This window comes from Trichormus variabilis 0441, from assembly GCF_009856605.1.
GTDB lineage: Bacteria > Cyanobacteriota > Cyanobacteriia > Cyanobacteriales > Nostocaceae > Trichormus > Trichormus variabilis.
In genome coordinates, this window is sequence record NZ_CP047242.1 from 3,207,969 (window position 1) to 3,228,718 (window position 20,750).

Annotated in this window: 11 protein-coding genes; 2 read left to right on the forward strand and 9 right to left on the reverse strand. The window is 39.7% G+C overall.

All coding sequences use genetic code 11. The annotated features are described in order from the left end of the window. Nucleotides 1-68: 68 nt before the first annotated feature. From GSQ19_RS13105 to GSQ19_RS13115, 3 genes are all read right to left on the reverse strand, one after another. A complete protein-coding gene (locus tag GSQ19_RS13105) occupies nt 69-1,835 on the reverse strand; it encodes a peptide ABC transporter substrate-binding protein (RefSeq protein ID WP_011318378.1) in 1,767 nt (588 codons plus the stop codon). A gap of 994 nt (nt 1,836-2,829) precedes the next feature. Beyond that, nucleotides 2,830-7,482 (reverse strand): GAF domain-containing protein, encoded by a 4,653-nt coding sequence (locus tag GSQ19_RS13110; RefSeq protein WP_011318379.1) that lies wholly within the window; start codon nt 7,480-7,482, stop codon nt 2,830-2,832. A 36-nt stretch (nt 7,483-7,518) separates the two neighbouring features. Continuing rightward, nucleotides 7,519-7,935 carry an ATP-binding protein gene (locus GSQ19_RS13115; protein ID WP_011318380.1) on the reverse strand — a complete coding sequence of 139 codons (417 nt, stop codon included), beginning with the start codon at nt 7,933-7,935 and terminating at the stop codon, nt 7,519-7,521. A gap of 149 nt (nt 7,936-8,084) precedes the next feature. On the opposite strand from GSQ19_RS13115, the gene GSQ19_RS13120 reads away from it, so the two are divergent. Next, a complete protein-coding gene (locus GSQ19_RS13120) occupies nt 8,085-9,275 on the forward strand; it encodes a SpoIIE family protein phosphatase (protein ID WP_011318381.1) in 1,191 nt (396 codons plus the stop codon). A 24-nt stretch (nt 9,276-9,299) separates the two neighbouring features. Here GSQ19_RS13120 and GSQ19_RS13125 read toward each other — a convergent pair whose 3' ends face one another. The 5 genes from GSQ19_RS13125 to GSQ19_RS13145 all read right to left on the reverse strand — a co-directional run bounded on the left by GSQ19_RS13125 (nt 9,300) and on the right by GSQ19_RS13145 (nt 18,240). Next, complete coding sequence (locus tag GSQ19_RS13125) at nt 9,300-9,638, reverse strand: STAS domain-containing protein (protein WP_011318382.1); 339 nt, start codon at nt 9,636-9,638, stop codon at nt 9,300-9,302. A 730-nt stretch (nt 9,639-10,368) separates the two neighbouring features. Then, on the reverse strand, nt 10,369-12,456 hold the full coding sequence (locus GSQ19_RS13130; RefSeq protein ID WP_224311770.1) for a glycosyltransferase: 2,088 nt from the start codon (nt 12,454-12,456) through the stop codon (nt 10,369-10,371). Then, nucleotides 12,422-15,241, reverse strand: a complete 2,820-nt coding sequence (locus GSQ19_RS13135; RefSeq protein ID WP_011318384.1) for a DUF3131 domain-containing protein — start codon at nt 15,239-15,241, stop codon at nt 12,422-12,424. Before GSQ19_RS13135 ends, GSQ19_RS13130 begins: the two co-directional genes overlap by 35 nt. 241 nt (nt 15,242-15,482) lie before the next feature. Further along, a complete protein-coding gene (locus tag GSQ19_RS13140) occupies nt 15,483-16,967 on the reverse strand; it encodes a DUF3131 domain-containing protein (protein ID WP_011318385.1) in 1,485 nt (494 codons plus the stop codon). Between the two features lie 79 nt (nt 16,968-17,046). Beyond that, nucleotides 17,047-18,240, reverse strand: a complete 1,194-nt coding sequence (locus GSQ19_RS13145; RefSeq protein ID WP_224311772.1) for a hypothetical protein — start codon at nt 18,238-18,240, stop codon at nt 17,047-17,049. A gap of 789 nt (nt 18,241-19,029) precedes the next feature. On the opposite strand from GSQ19_RS13145, the gene GSQ19_RS13150 reads away from it, so the two are divergent. Continuing rightward, nucleotides 19,030-19,821: an SDR family NAD(P)-dependent oxidoreductase gene (locus tag GSQ19_RS13150; RefSeq protein ID WP_011318387.1), complete on the forward strand. Its 792-nt coding sequence runs from the start codon at nt 19,030-19,032 to the stop codon at nt 19,819-19,821. A 106-nt stretch (nt 19,822-19,927) separates the two neighbouring features. Here the strand turns inward: GSQ19_RS13150 and GSQ19_RS13155 are convergent, their stop codons facing one another. Then, nucleotides 19,928-20,479, reverse strand: coding sequence for a DUF2808 domain-containing protein (locus tag GSQ19_RS13155; RefSeq protein WP_011318388.1), 552 nt, complete (start codon nt 20,477-20,479; stop codon nt 19,928-19,930). Nucleotides 20,480-20,750 lie beyond the last annotated feature (271 nt).

Below are 20,750 nucleotides of genomic sequence, written 5' to 3' on the forward strand. Positions count from 1 at the left end.
AAGCTATAAATTAAAAAAATTAATTTATAGCTGGAGATCGATGTAATAAGTAATGAGTAATAATCAAATTACCTATTACCAAGAGACTGGACTTGTTGCCAATCTTTAATATTCCATGTATCAGTATCCCAAGGGGTCAAATCTACACCGACCAGTCTATTGCTCACGCCATTGACATCAGCACGGGCAATCAAGGGAATTAAAGCAATATCTTTGAATAGCAGATCATTCATCTGAATAAATAGCAGCCGACGTTTTTCAGGATTTAATTCTGTGTTGGACTGTTGCCAGAGCTTATCATATTCAGGATTACAGTAACGTGAATGATTGGATTTTGACCAGTTATTCTTTTTCTGGGGAATTTCGCTACAAGTAAAGCCTTTCATATAAGCACCAGGATCTACATTCGTACTACCCGTACTAAACATTTGTAAATCAGCTTGAAACCTTCCCAAGGTGTCTGGGTTCGATGGGTCTCCAGAAAAGAAGATACTACCATCAATACTTTTTAGTTCCACCCCAACACCAATAGAGGTTAATCCTTGTTTAATAATTTCCTGAGTTTTCTGTCTCACTGGATTTACAGATGTCTGAAGCAAAACATTCATCTCTACACCATTTTTGTCTCGAATACCATTACCATTTGTATCTTTCCATCCAGCTTCATCTAATAAATCAGTAGCTTTCTTGGGGCTAAATTCATATTTAGTATTAGGTGAGTTATAAATCTCTGGTGCTAATAGGATATTGGCGGCAGGACGACCACTAGAACCATATAATTGTTGATTTATTGTGTCCCGATCAATTGCATAGTTAAATGCTTGACGCACTTTGATGTCTTGAAAAAATGGATGAGGAAATTCAGTGCTAGAACGTTCGCCGTCTTTTGTTTGTTTATTAGGGTCGGTATGATTGATGGTAATCCGTTCTAAAAAAGAACCAAAACTAATTTTTAATTTCCCTTTGCCTGCTGCTTCTAGTTGCTTGAGAATCGGGGCTTCTACTTGCAGGTTCCAAGCGTAGTCTACATCTCCAGTTTGTAGTACTGCTCTCGCGGCTGATGTCGCATCACCACCTCCCTTGAGTTCTACTCGCTTAAAGAAAGGTTTATTGGCTTCACGGAACACAGAATTAGCTTCATAGATAATGGTGTCACCGGGTTTAAATTCTCCGACTTTATAAGGGCCTGTACCTATAGGAATCAAATTACCTGGCGCTTCCCTAGCGTTACTACCGTTAAATTTCTCAAAAATGTGACGGGGAATAATCATTCCATTTAAGCCCACAAAAGGTAGTGACCAAGCTGGGTTAGGACTCTGGAAATTAATTTTGACAGTGTAATCGTCGATGGCTTCGACGCTTTGCACAGCTTCGTAATTAGCGGAAGTGGTAGCACCGACAGCCGGATTGGAAAGAAATTTGTAAGTAAATACCACATCCGCAGCTGTAAAAGGTTGACCATCAGACCATTTGACTCCTTGCTTGAGTTTCCAGGTAACTGATTTACCATCTTTGGCTATACCACCATTTTTTAGAGTAGGTTCCTCTGCGGCTAAAAACAGAACCAATTTACCGTCTTTATCGTGGCTGGCGAGGGGTTCATAGACGATACGACTAGCTTCAAAGTCTTTAGTTCCCTGCGCTAGGTGAGGATTGAGAATAGTTGGTGCTTGCCAATAAAGTAGACGTAAGGTTTCGCCTGTACTAGTGTTTGTTACGGGTGTGGAGTTTGTAGGAGTTTCCGCCTGAGGAAAAGAACAACCAGCAAGGAAAAATATATTTAGTAACGACCAAGTAAAAATTTGACCCTGACGAAATTTATTCAAGATACCCATATTGGATTTTCTCTAGCAATATTATTTATTGGCTTGATTGATTACAGATGTAGTAAGCGTAAATCATCAAACTTTGAATGTAATAAATAGTACTACTATTTCTGAATGTTGTTTTAAAATACTCAGAAATAGCATTATTTTATTTTGCATTTTGTTGGCGTAGCCTACTCTTCTCCTTCTCCTGTCGGAGACGCTAACGCGTAGCTTGCTTCCCTATAGGGGTACGAGAACGCTACGCGAACCCGTAGGGTATTTTGAATTTTGAATTGATTCATTTTGTCGGTTTTGGCATTTTGGCAACTGATGTAAACTTGACTGTGATAACTTGATGAGAATTGCAAGGATGGAAATGATTAACAATCCAAGTACAGCATAAATAAACGTTCTTGTTGTTTACATCATTGATATTCCTTTCAATCTATTAAATTTTATTTTTCCTATTTTCCAGAGTCCAAGGTGTATTGCCACTTTCAAGCTACTTCGACGGGGTAAAACCCGTCTTTTTTTTGGCAATCAATCAAAAAAACGGATTAAATTACCTTAAATGTAATTATTAATACTGATTTCGTCTAAAATAAGGCTTTTTAACGTTTAGCTACATCCTATAGGAAGATGCGATCGCCTCAAAATAACAGGTACATTATTTCGGGATGTTGTTATGCACTGGATTTTATAGAAAGGTTTGGTGGTGAGCCAAACCTTTTTTTTTGCACTGTGCGTCAGTTGTCAGTGGTCATTTGTTAGTTGCTTTAACTACTAACAAAACATGATCACGAAGAGGAAAAGGAGCAGGGAGCAGGGAGATGGGGAGAAGGTTTCCTCACAGGTATAGGTTTTTAATAAAGTGATGAGTGATAAGTCTCGCACTAACACAAGAATAATAGTTTCATCAATCCCTACACCCTTATACCCCTATACCCTAAACCCGTGTTTTGGAGGTGTAGTGTAAAAAACCTACATCTGTCAGGAGAAGGTTTCCCCGTGCCTCTTCCGGTCAAACAACTTGGCTTCTAGTTAAAAAAGCTTGAATCTGGTTGACAGACTCTTCTATTTCTGTAATTAGCTCCATACTACCTCTACGCTCTTGGTTGTTAGCTAGCTGCTCTAGCCTTTCCGCAGCTAGGTACATAGCGGTAGCTCCGAGATTGGTACTAGCGCCTTTAAGCTGATGGACTTGTTGAGCCATTTTTTGAAAGTCTGTGTTAGCGATCGCCTCTTTAGCTAACTCTAATCTAGCTCGGACATCTTCAACGAATATTTGCAACAAATGCAATTCAAACTCTGTATCGTTTTCGGAAAGTTGATGTAAGTGTTCCCAGTCAATAGGAAGACTATGTATATCAAATTCTACCGCCTGTCGTGCATTTAGTATCAACTGGCACCAATATTCTAATGCTGTTGCCAATTGTTCTTTCATCACAGGCTTGCTCAAGTAATCATCCATGCCGACATCTAGACACATTTGTTTGTCTTCTTTCATAGCATTAGCTGTCATCGCAATAATCACAGGACGACGACCGCTAGCAAAGGAGCTTTCTGCCCAACGATGAATTTCTTTTGTGGTTTCCAGACCATCAAGAATTGGCATTTGACAATCCATTAAAATCAAATCGTAGGGAATTTGTTTTAATAGTTGTAAAACCTCTTTGCCATTAGCCGCAACATCAGCTGTATAACCAAGGCTTTGGAGTTGTTTAAGAGCCACTTTTTGATTAACTAAATTATCCTCAGCCAGTAGGATTCTAGTTTTTGTGGAAACAGAATTTTGAGCCTGGGTAGCAGTAAAGTTACGGTTGCGGCTGTGATCTAAATTGTTCTTTTCTAACTCTTGACTCTTTACTTCCAACTTCTCCGCTTCCAATTGTGACGGAGTTTTTAAAACACTCATAATAGTGTCGAGCAACCGAGATGATTTCACTGGTTTGACCAAATAAGCAGCAAATCCAATCTTAATTGCCTGTTGCACTTCGTCACGTTGATTAGTTGAAGTGAGCATAATTAAGGGTGTTGGAGGAATAGCAGAATTGGCCTTAATTTGTTTTCCCAAAGCCATCCCATCCATTTCAGGCATCTGCATATCGATTAAGATGACATCATAGGGCTTGTTCTGCTGGCAAGCTTCCACAATCATGCCTAGAGCAGCAACAGCTCTATCAGCTTGATCTACCTGCATTCCCCATCGACTAACTTGGTGATAGATAATTTTTCGATTAGTGGCGTGGTCATCCACCACCAGTAAACGGCGATTGTTTAACAGTCCGCAATCTTCTACAAAAGAAACAGGCTGGAGTTGTTTGGCAAAAGGAATTTCAAACCAAAATTTAGAACCTTTGCCTAACTGACTTTCTACACCGATTTCTCCTCCCATTAATGTCACTAGTTGTTTGCATATGGCTAATCCTAAACCAGTACCACCATACTTACGCGTGGTGGAAGCATCTACTTGAGTAAAAGGGGTAAACAGTTTATGTTGGTCTTCTAAAGTAATGCCCAAGCCACTATCTGTAACGGCAAAGTGGATGATAGCTGTAGTCGGAGTTTCCGATCGCAATTCTACTCGCATTACTACTTCCCCAAAACTAGTAAACTTGATAGCATTACCAATCAGGTTCATGAGAATTTGTCGCAGACGGCTGGCATCTCCTTGGAGTTGGATCGGAACATGGCGATAGATTAAAGCAGCAATTTCTAATCCCTTGCTATGAGCTTGGGGGGCTAATAAATCTAAAACTTCTTCTACACAGGTTGATAAATTAAAATTCAAATTTTCTAAAGCCATTTCCCCAGCCTCCAGTTTGGAGAGATCCAATATCTCGTTAATGAGAGTTAAAAGTGCATCACCACTAATGCGAATAGTCTCCATAAAATCTCGCTGCTCTTGGTTGAGCAGAGTTTCTAGCATTAAGCCAGTCATCCCCAAGACAGCATTCATGGGTGTACGGATTTCATGACTCATATTCGCCAAAAAAGCGCTTTTAGCATGAGAAGCTAATTCAGCCTGACTACGGGCAACTTCCAGTTCCTGTCGCTGTCGAGTTTCCACTTCTAAGAGTTGGGCTTGGGCTACAGCAATGCCTACTTGGTCTGCTATTTGTCGTAAAAGATGGGTCTCAAAACTTGTCCATTGGCGGGAGTTAGCGCACTGATGGACAATTAGTAAGCCACAGAGTTCATCTTTGACAAGGATAGGTATAACTAAATTAGCTTTAACTCCAAACTTTCTGAGTAATTCTAGATGACTTTGTTGAATCTCTGCCAAATCTAGGTTGGCGATCGCCTCCAGATGCCTCAGGCGATATTGTTGTAGACAATACTGTTGTTGATATTCTGTTTGCAAATAAAAATCAGTAATATTTTGTCCTTTAATTGCTGCCCAACCAGCAACGACTGCCTCAATTATTAGACTTCCAGAACCATCAGGCAGTAACTGATAAATTAAAACTCGATCAGTCTGGAGAATCTTTTGTACTTCTTTGACAGTGATTTGTAAGATTTCTTCAATTTGCAAAGATTGGCGAATTTTGAGGGTGATTTCTGTAAATAATTGCGATCGCAAGTTTTGCCGTTGCAGTTCCTCCTCTGCCTGTTTGCGATGGATAAACTGCCCTACTTGTTCGCCAATAGAATCCATGATTTTTGCCAAATCTGGGTCATGCGGCTGAACTTGATGACTAAAGCAGGTAATGACTCCCAAAATTTTTTGCCCACTCCGAATCGGGAAACCAAAAGCACCACGCAATCCTACTTGCGCTGCCAATTGGTTTCTGAGAAAGCTAGCATCATCGGCAATATCGGTCAGCCAAATTGGTTGACCGCTAGCCCAAATCTGTCCTGGCAATCCAATCCCCGATGCAAATGTGATTGGCTGACTTTGGGTTTTAAACTCCTGCATTTCCAAAGATGTTTGATCCCACAGGTCGAAAAAACTCAAGAAATTTCCTTGCTGATTTACCATCCAAATTTCACAGACATCCCATTTCAAGGTTTCACAGATGGCTTGCAAAATTTGGGGAGTAGCTTCGGTAATCGTTGTAGATTCTGCCAAGACACGGGTGATGGCATATTGTATTGTTAAATGCTTGTCTGCACGTTTGCGCTCAGTAATATCAATACCTGTCCCAATAATGTATTCTACCGAGCCTTCATGGTTTTGCAGGATAGTTCTCGACCATGCAATTAAGCGCCGACTACCATCTTTAGTTACCCAGTAGTTTTCAGACTCCTGAATACCGGAAACTCTTGAATCTGTGGGAAACTTTGCAAAAGATGCTTTGCTTGACTCTACGTCTTCAGGAAGCAAAAACAGATTCCAAAAATGCCTACCCCTGACCTCATCGAATGAGTAACCCGTTATTACCTCACAAGCTTGATTAAAGCGAACGATTCGCCCTTGGGAATCTAGGACGATTACTAAAGCGCTGACTGTATCCAGTACTGCCGAAATAAAATTACGCTCTTCGTTGAGTATATTTTCCATCGACTGGCGTGCAATAACTTCACAATAAATTAGGTAGTAAACAACAGCGAGAATGATTAAACCTGAGACGATGGCGATCGCCAAGATGACAATAACTTTTTGCCCACTGGCTTTTACCGCTTGTAATTGCTGTTGAAGGCGCACCTTTTCCTCTGTCTCCATTTCACGCATCACCTTGCGGATGTCATCCATGAGAGTTTGCCCTTTATCAGATTGGATGACCTGTAATGCTGTCTGGAAGCCTTGATTCTGACGTAGTTTGATAGTTTGCTTCAGTTCAGTGATTTTTGCTGTAATCAGAGGTTTGAGTATGACAAGACGCTGTTGTTGAACTTGATCAACAGTGGTATTTTTCAGTTCCGCAAATTTCTGGTCAATGTTTGTCAGAGCTGTTTGATAAGGTTGCAGATAAAGGTCTTTTCCTGTCAAAATGTAACCGCGTTGTCCAGTTTCTGCATCCTTAATTTGAGATAGCAGTTTTTCTAAGTTATTAATGCTTTCTTGGGTTATTTGAACTTGATTACTACTATGAATTAATTCTATTTCACTTTGATAGGAAGCCAAGCCAAGTAAGACTAAAATGACTGATGCTAATCCAAAGCCACCAGCAATCTTTTTAAAAAATGGATGGCGGATTTTTTGTGCTTGTTTGTGTTGATTATTTACAAGTACTAGATTTGCTAAGTTACGACGCAGTTCCAGTTGCTTGATGACTTGGCGACCTAGAATTTGTAGCGCCTCAATCTGTTCAGGACTCAAGTTCCTGGGTATGTAATCAATAACGCAAAGTGTTCCCAAGGAATAGCCTTCAGGGTTAGTTAAAGGCACACCAGCATAAAATCGAATTTTGGGATCAGATATTACTAATGGATTTGTCGCAAAGCGTTCGTCAGTCGTAGCATCAGGCACGATAAAGACATCAGATTCTAAAATAGTATAAGTGCAAAATGCCTCATCTCGCGGTGTTTCTCGCCTCTCCAGCCCAACTTTTGATTTAAACCATTGACGGTTTTGGTCAATTAAGCTGATTAAAGCAATCGGCGTTCCACAAATATATGATGCTAAACGTGTGATATCATCAAATGCTGCTTCGGATTGAGTATCAAGAATTTTATACTCTAAAAGTGCTGCAATTCTCTGCACTTCGTTATCAGGTAATTGTGCTTTCATCTTTAATTACAGATGAGGATATGATAATAAATAGATTTAATAATGCTTACGAATCAATAAACAGTAACGATTATCTGCTAGTTTTTCATAACTTAAATCATCGGCGATCGCTTCCATAATTTTTAAACCGCGACCGCGCTCTTGAATATTTTTTTCCAGTTCAGTTGTTTTTTTTAATCGCTGTTCTAAGTCAAAGGGTTCACCTTGAGACCATATACGTATTTCTATATAATCCTGTGTTCGTGAAACTTCTATCTCAATAGGTGTTTCTATTGGTAAATGTTTGTGTGAATGTTCAACAATATTAACAAATCCCTCCATTAGTAATGTTTGACATTGCCACCAGATTTGCTTATGAGAAATAACTGGTTGATTTATCTGCTCGAACCACGACAACACCTTAGCCGAGGCTGACAAGTCCGTATTTAATTTTAAATAGATTTTATGATTCACTTCTTAGATAAAACTAGACTTGAATTAAGCATACACAATAATCATTTTATTTAATTTGAGTATTTTCACTGTACATTATCAACTCGATTATAGTTAAGTTGAAATAAATATATTACTTAATTGAAATTATATTTATTAGCTCATCACTTATGGTAAAAATTTTAGTCATTGACGATGATCCGGTTGTGCGGACGGTGCTAAAAAGAACGCTTGAGAATCAGGGTTACGAAACTACTGTTGTCAACAATGGAGAGGAAGGAATTATTCAAGCAAAGCTCCTCCGTCCCGCATTGATTATTTGTGATTGGGTGATGTCTGGGTTAGATGGATTGGAAGTCTGTCGTCAAGTTAAAGCAAATCCAGAGTTAGCAACTAGTTTTTTTATTTTGTTAACTGCTAAGGGAGCAGCACCAGGAGAGGAGAAAGACAGAGTTAAAGGACTGGATGCTGGAGCTGATGAGTTTATCTCTAAACCAATCGAAATGATTGAATTAAAAGCGCGGGTAAGAGCCGGACTCAGGTTACATCAACTCAACCAGGATTTACAAATCCAAAAACAAACTTTAGAAATGCTCAACCATGATTTACAAACCCAAAAGCAAACCTTAGAAGCAGACTTAGCCGAAGCTGCCGATTATGTGCGATCGCTTCTACCCAAACCCCTGGAAGGAAAAGTAAATACAGAAACCTTATTTATTCCTTCAACCCAGTTGGGGGGTGATTGCTTCGATTATTACTGGCTGGATGACGAGCATTTGGCAATTTATCTATTGGATGTATCAGGACATGGAATAGGTTCTGCTTTATTATCTGTCTCTATCTTGAATATTCTGCGATCGCAATCTTTACCTAATACTAATTTCTACAAGCCTAGAGAAGTTTTAAAGGCGCTAAATCATGCTTTCCAGATGGCAAATCACGGCGATAAATACTTCACGATTTGGTATGGAGTTTATCACTGTATTCAACATCAACTTGTCTATGCTAGCGCCGGACATCCCCCGGCCGTAATCCTATCTGGTAAACCTGAAACTGGTTTTCAAGTTAAACGACTCAATTCTTTAGATTTACCCATAGGATTTTTACCTGATGTGCAATTTGAGGATGCTATCTGGGAAGTGAAGAAAGACAGCACTCTTTACATATTTAGTGATGGCATTTATGAAATTAGAGAGCCAGATGGTAAGATTTTAGGACTCGATGCCTTTATTGAAATACTAACTAACTCTAGCCAGAAAGAACCCTGTAATATTCATTATATATTAATGCAAATAATGACCTTAAATATTCAACAAATACTTGAAGATGATTTATCATTATTAAAAATTACTTTGGGTTGATAGCATTATATTAAATTCTTTTAATTAAGAAATAGCTCTTGTAGCTGTCAGTATTTGCCGTTTGAAGTCATCTTGATCGATAAAAGTTTGAAAAATCCTATTCATTTTAGTTAATTCAAACAACATCTTAACTTGGTCATTCATAGAACAGATAAAAAGTTGGGAATTAACAGAGCGTAACATTTGCATTGCCGATACTAAAGAACCTAAGCCAGAACTATCCATAAAAGTTACTGCATTCATATCCAGCAAAAAAATATTGTTACCATCAGCAATCAATTCGCTAATTTCACGGCGTAGTTGATTACCCCTAATTCCATCTAAAATTCCCGACAATTCAATGACCTGAAAGTTAGTATTCATAAACCAGTTTTTTCTGTAAATAAATCGTTAAATTGCCATTACTGTACTATTTAATTATTGAGTTAAATATAGGCAATTTTACGGTATAACAATAATTGAATTGATTTATACATTCTGGCATTATTAGATGGAAACGGCAAGGTAGTTAACTGTGCAAAAGTAAATTTTAACAAAAATATTAAAATCATAATTATTGAACAAATTTAACTTTAACCATAGATAGAACTAGTATTTAATCTCTCAAATCTAGGGTGGGCAATACCCACTATGCAGATACTTATATATTTTCAATAATCAAATCTGATTCCTATAGACTTCTTATAAATATTGTCTTGACCGTAGAATGTTTTAAATCAGTATTTATTCATATAAATAAGGTTTAATTATAGAACAAAACCAAGTATTTTTATGGACGATATAAGATTCCTATAGCTGTAGCCAGATATATTATGATATCAAGCTAATATCAGTTTTATATGAGGTCGCATACAATATAAAATCCGTTGATTTATCCGCGTTTCTCTGTCTTGAAAGTTTCCTACGGAGGGAAACCCTCCTACAGAACTTTTCGCTGCGTGCATCTGCGTTCAATTATTCTATGCAGCTTCATATTAATTTGGTATAAGATCAAATCCTGATAATAAAAATCTTTCCATTCTGTCAACTATCAACAGCCATCATGATGGATTGTGCAACTTAAAATTAGAGTAGTTTACCCAATGAATAATATTCATATTTTATTTGAATGATCTTTTGGCATTTGCCAAACAGATGCACGAATGATACCTGATAAAAGGAGCAGGTTATAGATAGCCCAGGAGCTATTGAGTAGGTTAACCCAAGGATGATTGAGGTGACCAATTACAAAGTTGTAAAGACTCCAAACTATTCCTATAATAGTTAGCAATAAAAACATTAATTGTGGCCAAATCATTTGTAGATAAATCCCTGACTGTCGTTGTTTGGGTGTAACTTGAAAGTTAATCTTCTGTCCAGTGAATACACTCCAAACAGCTTGAATAAATACGGGAAATAAGGCGATCGCATATTGTTCAGAACGCCAAATTTCACTAGCTGGAATGCCCCATATTGCCACAATAAAGGTTAGACGATTGATGATAAAGGTAGGTAAAAAGTGTACAATAAAATCAATACCGTATGTTTTTACAGGAGAAATTTCTGTAAAGAAATAGATAATTGGGCAAGAAATAAAAATAAGCGTAGCAAAACCAGAAAAATAACTATACATCGTCTTAAAATATTGCAGACGTTGCCAAAACGTGAGTCCCGGTTTGCTCAGTGGGTTTTCTCTCACTAGTACTTGGATTGTTCCCTGCGCCCAACGTAGTCTTTGTTTCAAAGTAGAACTGAGGTCATCAGGTGCTAAACCTTCTGCCAAAAGTTCATGATGATAAACCGATTTCCAACCAGCACCATGTAGACGCATGGCGGTATTCATATCTTCTGTAATACTGTTGCTAGATAGACCACCGACTAATTGAAATTCATCTAATCGTTTTTCATCTTTGGTAAAATCATCAGCAAAATATTGCAGTCCCACATTAATTAAGGCCTCACGTCGCAAAATGGCGTTAGTGCCTGTATAAAATGCCGCATTCATCCCATCTTTACCCTGTTGTAGCGGCCCATAAAATAAACTGGCTCGATGCCCAAAGGGATCGCTTGGGGGAATATTATAAAAGTCCTGAGGTGTCTGTACAAAAGCAATGCGGTTCTGTTCATATTTGCCATTGAACAGATTGTATGTGTAGAAGTATGGCAAAACCCGTTTGAGAAATTGGGGTTTGGGAATATGATCAGCGTCTAAAGTAAGAATCAATTCTCCCGAAGTTTCGCCAGAAAAAATTGCGTAATTGAGGTTTCCCGCTTTCGCATGGTGGGGCACACCCACAGGTTTAGGACGAGCAATATAACGCAATCTAGCAAGTTCGACCAATTCTAGTTCTTTTTGGCGAATAGCGGCTGCTAAAGCTTGGCGTTCAGTTTTGAGTCGTTCAGTAACACTATGATGCTTGGGAGATAACCAACGAATAAACTGTTGCAAACTCTGGGCTAAAACTTCAGTTTTGGTTGTGTCCTGGCTAGGAACTGATGACGATTTTGACAACCATTCTTCAGCCACTTGAATATTAGGGGTGAAACTTTCTAGATTTTGCAGACGTTCTACCAAGTGCGAGCGTTCTGCATCAATGCGGTTGGCTTCTTGCTGTAGTAGTGGTGACTGTAAATCTGCAATACATAACCTTTCCGTCATGGCTCGCATAGTGGGGGAATTACCATCATCCAAAACGTAAACATACAACTTAGTTGGTGGATAATCTATGGCTAAAGCGGCTTGGGCCGTCTGTTCGACCATCTCCGGCGGTTCATTATAACAAGTGATAAAAACATCTACAATCGGCCAATCCGTTGGCGGTAGCGGTGGAGTCAACTGGTCAAGTGACTTAATCTGTCGGACTAAAGGTCGCCACAAGCCAATGACAAACATCACTCCGCCAATGTAGCTATAAATTTCCGCCAGCAACAACGGAATCGAGAGCCATAACGCATCAAAATTTATGGAGTTGGTAATGCGCCATTGTAAATACCACAGACCAAAAATTAAATTGATTTCTGCGAGGTAGCGAAATAGCAGTGTTCTTTTTTTGAGGGTGGAACGACTGTTGCCAGAAAAAGTTGGAGCGTTATTAATAAATAGAGAAGTCATTTTGACAATGGTAATAAAATTATCGTCGGAAACAAAACTCCCAATTCCTGCTACATCACCGGGAAGAATCGGACATCCAATAACTGCCATAACTATCAGAAATTAATCTGACCCTTGATTTAGCAATTCTCGGTAAGCCTCGGCCGGAGTCCCCTTGAGCCACAGCTTGCCACCAAGGCGACTGCATAGCGCTTGATGGACGAATTAAGGGTTGGCGGTTGGTGACCATGTATAGCAAGGATTGTAAAATCATGCTGTTGGTGCTGCTGGTGAAACCAACGGCTGTTTTACCTGTGGTTTCATAAAAGCCCTCATAAAATCCTGCTAGTGGGTTATATAAGTCTGTGGTTCCTGCAAATAACTTTTGACTATATTGAGTTTCTGGCAGGAGCGCATGATAAGCAAAACCCACGGCTGTACTTACCATTCGTCCTTGGGGTACAGTTTGTCCGTCATCTCCTAAGGTTTGCCAAGGTTCACCCTTACCGGTAATTGTGCTGTGGACGGTGTAAGGCTTGCGGTCTATGAGAGTGGTGGCTGAGGCTGTCAAGGTGTCGGTGCGGCGGTAACGCGCTGCTTGTGATTGGAAAATGGACTCAAAGAGCGATCGCATTTGTGGATCTAAGCCAAATTCCAGGGCGTAAAGTAAGAAAGGATTACTGACTGTATATTGGTTAACTTTGGAGTTGGTATCTGTGCGACGGCGTTGGGTAGGAACCTCCACACCTTCCACCAAGGTAGTTTGATATTCACCACCAATAGCCGAACCCTCTACCTCAAATCCCCATAGTTGAAAACCACGAGCAGCATATTCTTCATAACCCAAGCGGGTTTCCAAATTGACGCGGGTAAGATATCGTCCTTCCTTCCCTGGGGTAACTGTGGCGCTGGAAAGAACTCCATCCCGCACTACCCGCAGGTATGACCAATCCAAGACAATTTGATCAACTGCTTGGGTATATTCTGGGTGACAGCTTTTTAAGTTATACAGTGCTGCTAATAACCTACCTATATCTAAAGCTGACCAACCGTTACCCTGGGGAACCGGATTCCCACCATAATCAATCGGTTGGAGAACTCGCGTATCATAACCTCGATGCGGTAATTCTCCGGCAAATAAGGGTAGCTGGCCTAAGGCTGCTAATAAATGCCGGGTACGCTGGTCAAATTCCTTCGGGGTAATAATCTCAAGCGATCGCACTGCATGAAGCGCGGCTAAATAATCTCCCAATCCCCAAAGAGTAGCACCCTGAAAATCACTGCGATCGTCGATTAACCCACTACGAGCATGATAATTGGCTTGAAAGTACCTCCATGCTGCTTCTGCATAGCGTCGTTCCACTACCGTTAGGGGTCGAGCCAGTTTCAGGGTAGAGGATGGGTCTGGATTACCCACTGGGGGAATGGGTGCGATCGTCACTTCCGCAACCTGAGGAGTATTTCCTGATATTGGAGGGCTAGAATTTGTTGGGGTTGTAGATGTTTGTGTCACCTTGGGAGTTTCTGCTGGTGGGGGAGTCGCAGCAGAGGAAGTATTGTTGTTTGCTGGTTTGCTTGGTTGACTAACAGCACTCGAACCAATTAAAGGACGATTTCCTCTGGCTTTGTAGTATAAAATCTCCAAAATTAGCCCATTGGTATTGCCAGTTAAAGCTTTATTCGGCTGCTTTGATTCCTCATAAATGCCAGCGTAAAAACCACCGCCATCGGGACTGCGGAGATCCTTGACCGCATCGAAAATCTTTTGTGCATAAGCATTATCTGGAAAAAGATAGCGCCAACCAAAAGCTGCTTTGGTACTAATGCTACGAAACTGGGGGTAAGGTTGGTTAGTATCGGTGATGGTTGCCCAGTTTTTACCGTTGGCGTAAATGGTGTTGTAGAGAAAATAAGGTTCTTGGTCGATGTTGTCTTCCGTCACCGCAGTTAACTGACCTGTCGCATCGTAGCGCCGCTTCTGCGCCTCCAAAACCCTAGCCGCAAAATCGCCTAACTCTCCCTGAAAACCAAATTCGATGCCCTCAAGAATATAAGACTCGCTCACAACATAATTATTGGCATTGGTGCTTTGGAAATCACGGGTATCAACAGGGATCTGTACACCATTAATTTCCACCATCTTATATGGTTCTAACGCCAGAGCCTTGGGCGCGGCAAAACCCCAAAGTTGATAACCCCTAACAGCGTATTCTTCATAGCCGAGTCGTCCTTCTTGTACCAGTAATGTGGTGTTATCTGGGAGGACTGTTGCGCCAAACAGTTGTTCATCTTTGAGCGATCGCCCTACTTGCCACTTAGCTACAATCCCTTTGAGCCAATCATTATATTGAGGGTGACAGGTGCGAATCACATCAAAGGCCGCCAATATCCGACCGACATCTAAAGCAGACCAGCCAATACCCCGTTCAATGGGATTATTAGTGTAATCTACCATCTGTCCGGTGGCTGCGTTGTAGACTTTATTAGGTAAAGCATCCTCAAACAATTTCAGATTTCCCAGACCAGTCAAAAACTTATTCAGGCGAGCGTCAAAGTCTGTTTGATCAGTGAGATTCAACCACCGCGCCGCATTCAACGCCATCAAGTAGTTCCCCATATCCCACAGCGTACCGGAAGGATAACCCCCGGTGGAATTGGTAAATCCTGTTGCTGGCTGATAGTTTTTCACAAAATATTGCCAAGCCGCACGAGCATAAGTTTGTTCCTCAGGGGTGAGAGGAGATGTAATACTGCTACAACTAGCGGAATTAGCAGCAACATGAGAACTCTGTGCTAAGGTACGTACTGGAACATAAAACAAAAACTGCAACAATGTCCCAACTAGGAACAATGCCATCCATTTCCACAGCTTTTGTTGGCGTTGCTTGTATAGCATATACGGAGAGTTAAGAATCAGTACCTTGATAGCACTGCGGTAGAAATGAATTAAATCGCATTAGCGAATCACATGAAGTCGGGGACTCATGAATTTAGATATTAGGCGGAAATTTTTGCTATATCAGCGAGGAATACACTGAATCTCTTGTACTTAGGTACAAAATACAAGTTAATATACTGATATATTCTGGGTATAATGCTTTATTTACTTTTAGTTCAAAGTGATCGTGACTTTGAAACTATCGCTCAGGTGCGATCGCTCCAAAACCTCCGCTTTCAAGCTTAACTCCTGCCCAAACAGTGAGGGGTTGACCAACTTGCTTATAAAGAAAACTTTCTAAAATTACGCCATTATTATTAGCTGTAAGTGCTTTATTTGGCTGACGTAAGGATTCATACAATCCGTTGTACCAGCCTTTCTCAGATTTCAGTTCCTTGAAAACCGTGTGAGATAAAGTGCTTGTGTAATCAGTGTTGTAAAGCATATGCCAGCCGATCGCCGCTTTGGCACTGAGAAAGCGTAAATTATTGTACTGTTGTCCGGTGTCTGTAATCGTCGCCCAAGGTTTACCGTTCACAAACAAGCTGTTGTAAACAAAGTAAGGCAGACGGTCTACATTGTCTTCTGTCAAAGCGGTTAACTCTTGTGTTGCTTGATAACGGGCTACTTGAGCAGCTAAAACTCTATCAGCATAAACTTTAGGCAAAGCCTGAAACCCAGTTTCTATACCATCCAGAATATAAGGTTCGCTGAGGACGTAGTTATTTGCGCCTGAGTTGTTAGCGTCGCGGAGATCGTAAGGAACACCTTGTCCGTAGAGATTGACAAAGGCGGTTTGCGACCGATAATCTAGGGCTTGCTTGACATCTAACCCCCATAGTTGCAAACCGTAGGCGGCGTAATTTTCATAGCCCAAACGCCCTTCTTGGTGATATTGTTCTTGACCTTGAACAACGCTAGTGCCGTACATTTGCCCATTTTTGGTTAGGCGCTTGACTTGCCAATGCTTCCAGACAGCTTGCACAGGCGATCGCATTTGGGGGTACTTGGCTTCGACAATCTTCAGCCAAATTGCCATTCGTCCTAAATCAATTGCTGACCAGCCAATTTCTTCTCGTTGATCTAATTTTCCATAATTAACAGGGATAAGAGTTTTGGCGTTGTAGACTTTGTTGGGTAGTTCACCCTTATATAAAGGTAGGGTTGCTAGAGTCTGCAATGTTTGACTCATCTTCGCCTCAAATTCTGCCACTGGAATGAGATTCAGTTCTCTAGCACTTACCAAAGCAGCGATCGCCGCCGCCTGATCCCACATAGTTACAGAACTAAAGCCATCGGCGGAATTAACCAGTCCAGTTTCATCATTCCAGTTATGTTGAAAATATGACCAAGCTATGCGAGCGTTAGCCATATCTGCTGCATCCAGTTTGCCAACTTTCACCCCGATGTCAGGTGTTTTAGTTTTCGTTAATTCACTAACAGGAACCTCTGTCCCTGGTAGAACTACAGATTTAGCATCAAGTTTTGCTACCTTTTGTGCTTGTGTTTCCACATTAGCGGTAGAAGAAGTTTGAGGTGTTGATATTGCAGATATTGACGTATTTTGAGCCAGACGACTAGACAAAGAATTTAACCCAGCGATCGCTATCACTGCGGTAACCACCCCTCCAACAGCAACTAGCATAGATAAGCCTGGAGGTGGGGGTTGAAAGTCGGAACTCATGCTGTATCAAGCCTTATTGTGTAATTTACTCAAAGCTTTAACAACGTTATCTTTCCCAATTCGCAAATTTAACTAACATTTAAAATCTCATCCTTAACTGTCCCGTCAAAGAACCTCCACTGTAATCACTTCCGCCTGTATCTTGATTTCGCACATTACTAAAGCCATAGCCGATATCAGCCTCTATTTTTGGCGATACCTTGACTGTACAACGACTTTGATAAGTGTTGGCGTTATCAGTTTCTCCATTAATTCGCTGTTGTCCTAAGTTAGCTGACAGCCGACACAGCAAGAAATTAGCAATATCCCCTTGCCAAGTAACTTCAGCGTTGTATGCGAGGAAATCTGGAGGAGAAAAATAGCCGCTAGTGCTTTCCAGATTGCGACTGTAACTCCAACTGAATAAGTTAGCCGCCAAAGAAAATTGTCCAAACTTGCGTTCTAGCCTGCTGAAAGACTGAATTTCAAAATTGCGATCGCTGTAATTACCCAAACGCAGCGATGAGAATAAACTAGTGTCACGATCAATTTGCCAATATAAATTAGGCCCAAATCGCCAAGCTGTAATTTGATTTTCTAAGGTTTGAATATTAGATTTATAAGGGCCTTGTTCTAAGTTAGCCGATATGATTAAACCCGGTACTAATTGACCTGAGGAGGAAATTTGTGGTGGTATAATAGGAGCTTCCATCTGAGCATTGAAATTGATAGCTGTAGGTAATCGATTAAAAACATCAACTCCTACTGTTGTTTGCAGAGTTATTTCATCTACTTTTCCTTGCCAACCAATTTCCAGGGGAATGTTAGTAACCGATTCCACATCCCGTTGTTCAAACAATTCTAAACCTGTTTTGAGAAATATTTTATTGCCATTAGGCAATTTAAACTGAATTGTTGGTTCAACGAGTAAGTTACTTTGACCAAAGTTATTAGTATCATTACGAAAGTCTGTCTGAATACTTTCTAATACTGTCACTGGCTTAACCGATTCGGTGGGATTTGCAGGTGGAATCGGGTTAGGCTGTATTGTAGGTGGTATTGGTATAGCTGGAGGTAATCGCAATCCTGGATTGAAGTTTTCCGGGGCAGCAATTAAGATATGTTTTTTATCTAATTGATTTAAAAGTATATTGGGGTGGCGTTGATGATTCTGGATAGAGAGTAAATCAACATTATCCCCAGAATTATTAGAAGTGATCTTTTCTAAAGATTTTGAGAGCGTATCCCAATTGCTGTGTATGGGGGCAGCTTGTGAATTCGCTGTTAATAACACCCAAATACCCAAACTCCAAAATAAAATAAGCTGAATCCTGAATCCATGTAAACAGTGTTTAGCATATTTATATCGATATACAAAGTTATAATAGACGCTAATTTTCATAATGAAATATCATACTTTGTAGTATTGGCAACAATATCAGAATTATTTTTCTGCTGTTGCCCACTTTAACTTACTCGACACTATAGGAATTTCCTTTAATTTTTGGAAAAATTAAATAAACTTTAACCTTAAGTGTAATACCACTGTAAAACTCAAAAATCCATATTTTACAAGGATTTCTCGTTTAATAACCACCGTAAAATCAAAGCTTAAGTATAATGCTTTTTTAGCACGTACTACATAAAAATTAATCCAGTCGGATATACATATTTAAATTTTTGCCAGCATTATTCTAAATATTTTAGTCGCAATTACAAACAAAAATTATTTTCTAGATAGAATATATATATACAAAAATGATCCAATAAGTTGAATATAATTTTGGACGGCTTGTTAATATTTATCAAAGAAAGATTAGAATTCAGGAGCCTGAAATCAGCAGAAATTATGTGCGGATTATGGATATAGCTTGCTTATCTTGAATCAAACCAAGAGGATTTAAGCGCCCACTAACTAATTCCGATTGCTGAAATTTATTTACCCTGATAGTTGCCGCAGGCTCCTGAATCATATTTAAAGCGTTATCATTTTGGTTTTTAAAATAGGTCAATTCCTTAGTTATCAATTCCCTTTTGATAAATACAGACCTAGTTAATCTATTGAAATCACCCAACATCAAACATGAACAAAACACATAAGCAGACTGCTCTAATTACTGGTGCAGCTAGTGGTATTGGTTATGAATTAGTGTGCATTTTTGCTGAAAATGGTTACAATCTTGTATTAGTAGATCGAACAAAGGAAAAACTAGAAGAAATAGCGACCAAATTTCAAGATAAATTTGGAATTTATGTTAAGCCTATCGTCAGAGATTTATCTAAAACAACATCTCCTGAAGAAATTTTCCAAGAGCTAGAACAGGCAAATATTAAAGTTGATGTGCTAGTTAATAATGCTGGGTTTGGTACTTATGGATTATTTAATGACACTAATCTTGCTGATGAACTAGAAATGCTACAGGTAAATTTGGTATGTACTACCCATTTAACTAAGTTATTTCTCAAAAACATGGTTCAGCAAGGTGAGGGCAAAATCTTAAATGTCTCTTCTGCTGCGGCTTTTCAACCAGGGCCTTTAATGGCAGTTTATTTTGCTACTAAAGCCTACGTATTATCTTTTTCTGAAGCACTCGCCAACGAATTAGACGGTACAGGTGTTACTGTGACAGTTCTTTGCCCAGGAACAACGCAGTCTGCTTTCCATCAAAGGACGGGGATGGCAGATTCTAAACTAGTCAAAGGTAAAAGGATGATGGATGCAGCTACTGTTGCCGATATTGGTTATCGTGGTTTGATGCAGGGCAAAACAATTGTTATTCCTGGTTTGATCAATAAAATAATGGCGAAAAGCATCAGATTTATCCCCAGGAAACTAGTAACTAAAATTGTCAGGAATATGCAGGAAAATAAATAATGATCTATTTAGTCAATAGTCATTAATAGTTAAGTGTTGAGTTGAAAATTATTACTTCCAACCCAACACTTCCTAATTTTCTTGAGACTTCAATTAGCAAATGGAGTTAGTATATTTGAAACTGAGCTAAACCATAAGGAATCTCTCGGTTAAAGCCAATATGTCCACCAGCTAATTCATAATTAAAAGTACTCTTGGAGGGATAGGGATAACCAAATGCCAAATCTGTGAGGGCAATTTCTAGAGTACTTCCTGGGGCTACTGGTTGAGCAAAGCTAATTCTCACCTTCTGTCCTTCTCTGGTAACGTTGGCATTGATGCTTTGACCAGATTGATCTGTGACTGTAATATTATTGCCAATACCAATGTTTTCTGGCGGTAAAATCGTGACGTAGGCTAAAGGCTGACTACCTGTATAGAGACTGATGTAATTGGTAGTACGAGAGGTACTTGTATGTTTAATTCGAGGTGCGCCAAAACTATCTTGAGTTATTGGTGTTGTTGGGGGAATTTGAGTTCCTGGGGTTTGGGTTTCGGGTATTGGAGTTACTGGGGTTTGAGTTTCGGGGGTTTGGGTTTCTGGTGTTTGGGCTACAACGGGTAGACTAGTTGCAGCGATCGCCAAGCCTAATGTGGATAACCAAAATAATTTTTTCATGGTGAGTTTCCTGTAATCAACGTAATTTATCAATCAAATCAAACTCACTTTAAAAAAAATTCAGTAGCCAATACGTCCCACTAATGGGATATTTAGTCGATTTTTCTCCAATTTTTATTCCTATCTTTTGAAGGAATTGCTACTATTCATTAGTTATAAAAAATCGGACATTAACAAAAATTTAATGCCCGATTTATCACTTCAATTAATATTTTTTTGTGATAGAAATGTTACAGCGACGGTCTCAGAGGGGATGTCATCGCTTTTCTCT

Excerpts from the sequence above, each read along its gene's own strand:
- GSQ19_RS13150 (WP_011318387.1), top strand. The coding sequence starts at position 19,030 with ATGAACAAAACACATAAGCAGACTGCTCTAATTACTGGTGCAGCTAGT.
- GSQ19_RS13130 (WP_224311770.1), bottom strand. The coding sequence starts at position 12,456 with ATGGCAGTTATTGGATGTCCGATTCTTCCCGGTGATGTAGCAGGAATT.
- GSQ19_RS13105 (WP_011318378.1), bottom strand. The coding sequence starts at position 1,835 with ATGGGTATCTTGAATAAATTTCGTCAGGGTCAAATTTTTACTTGGTCG.
- GSQ19_RS13110 (WP_011318379.1), bottom strand. The coding sequence starts at position 7,482 with ATGAAAGCACAATTACCTGATAACGAAGTGCAGAGAATTGCAGCACTT.
- GSQ19_RS13140 (WP_011318385.1), bottom strand. The coding sequence starts at position 16,967 with ATGAGTTCCGACTTTCAACCCCCACCTCCAGGCTTATCTATGCTAGTT.
- GSQ19_RS13120 (WP_011318381.1), top strand. The coding sequence starts at position 8,085 with ATGGTAAAAATTTTAGTCATTGACGATGATCCGGTTGTGCGGACGGTG.
- GSQ19_RS13155 (WP_011318388.1), bottom strand. The coding sequence starts at position 20,479 with ATGAAAAAATTATTTTGGTTATCCACATTAGGCTTGGCGATCGCTGCA.
- GSQ19_RS13125 (WP_011318382.1), bottom strand. The coding sequence starts at position 9,638 with ATGAATACTAACTTTCAGGTCATTGAATTGTCGGGAATTTTAGATGGA.
- GSQ19_RS13135 (WP_011318384.1), bottom strand. The coding sequence starts at position 15,241 with ATGCTATACAAGCAACGCCAACAAAAGCTGTGGAAATGGATGGCATTG.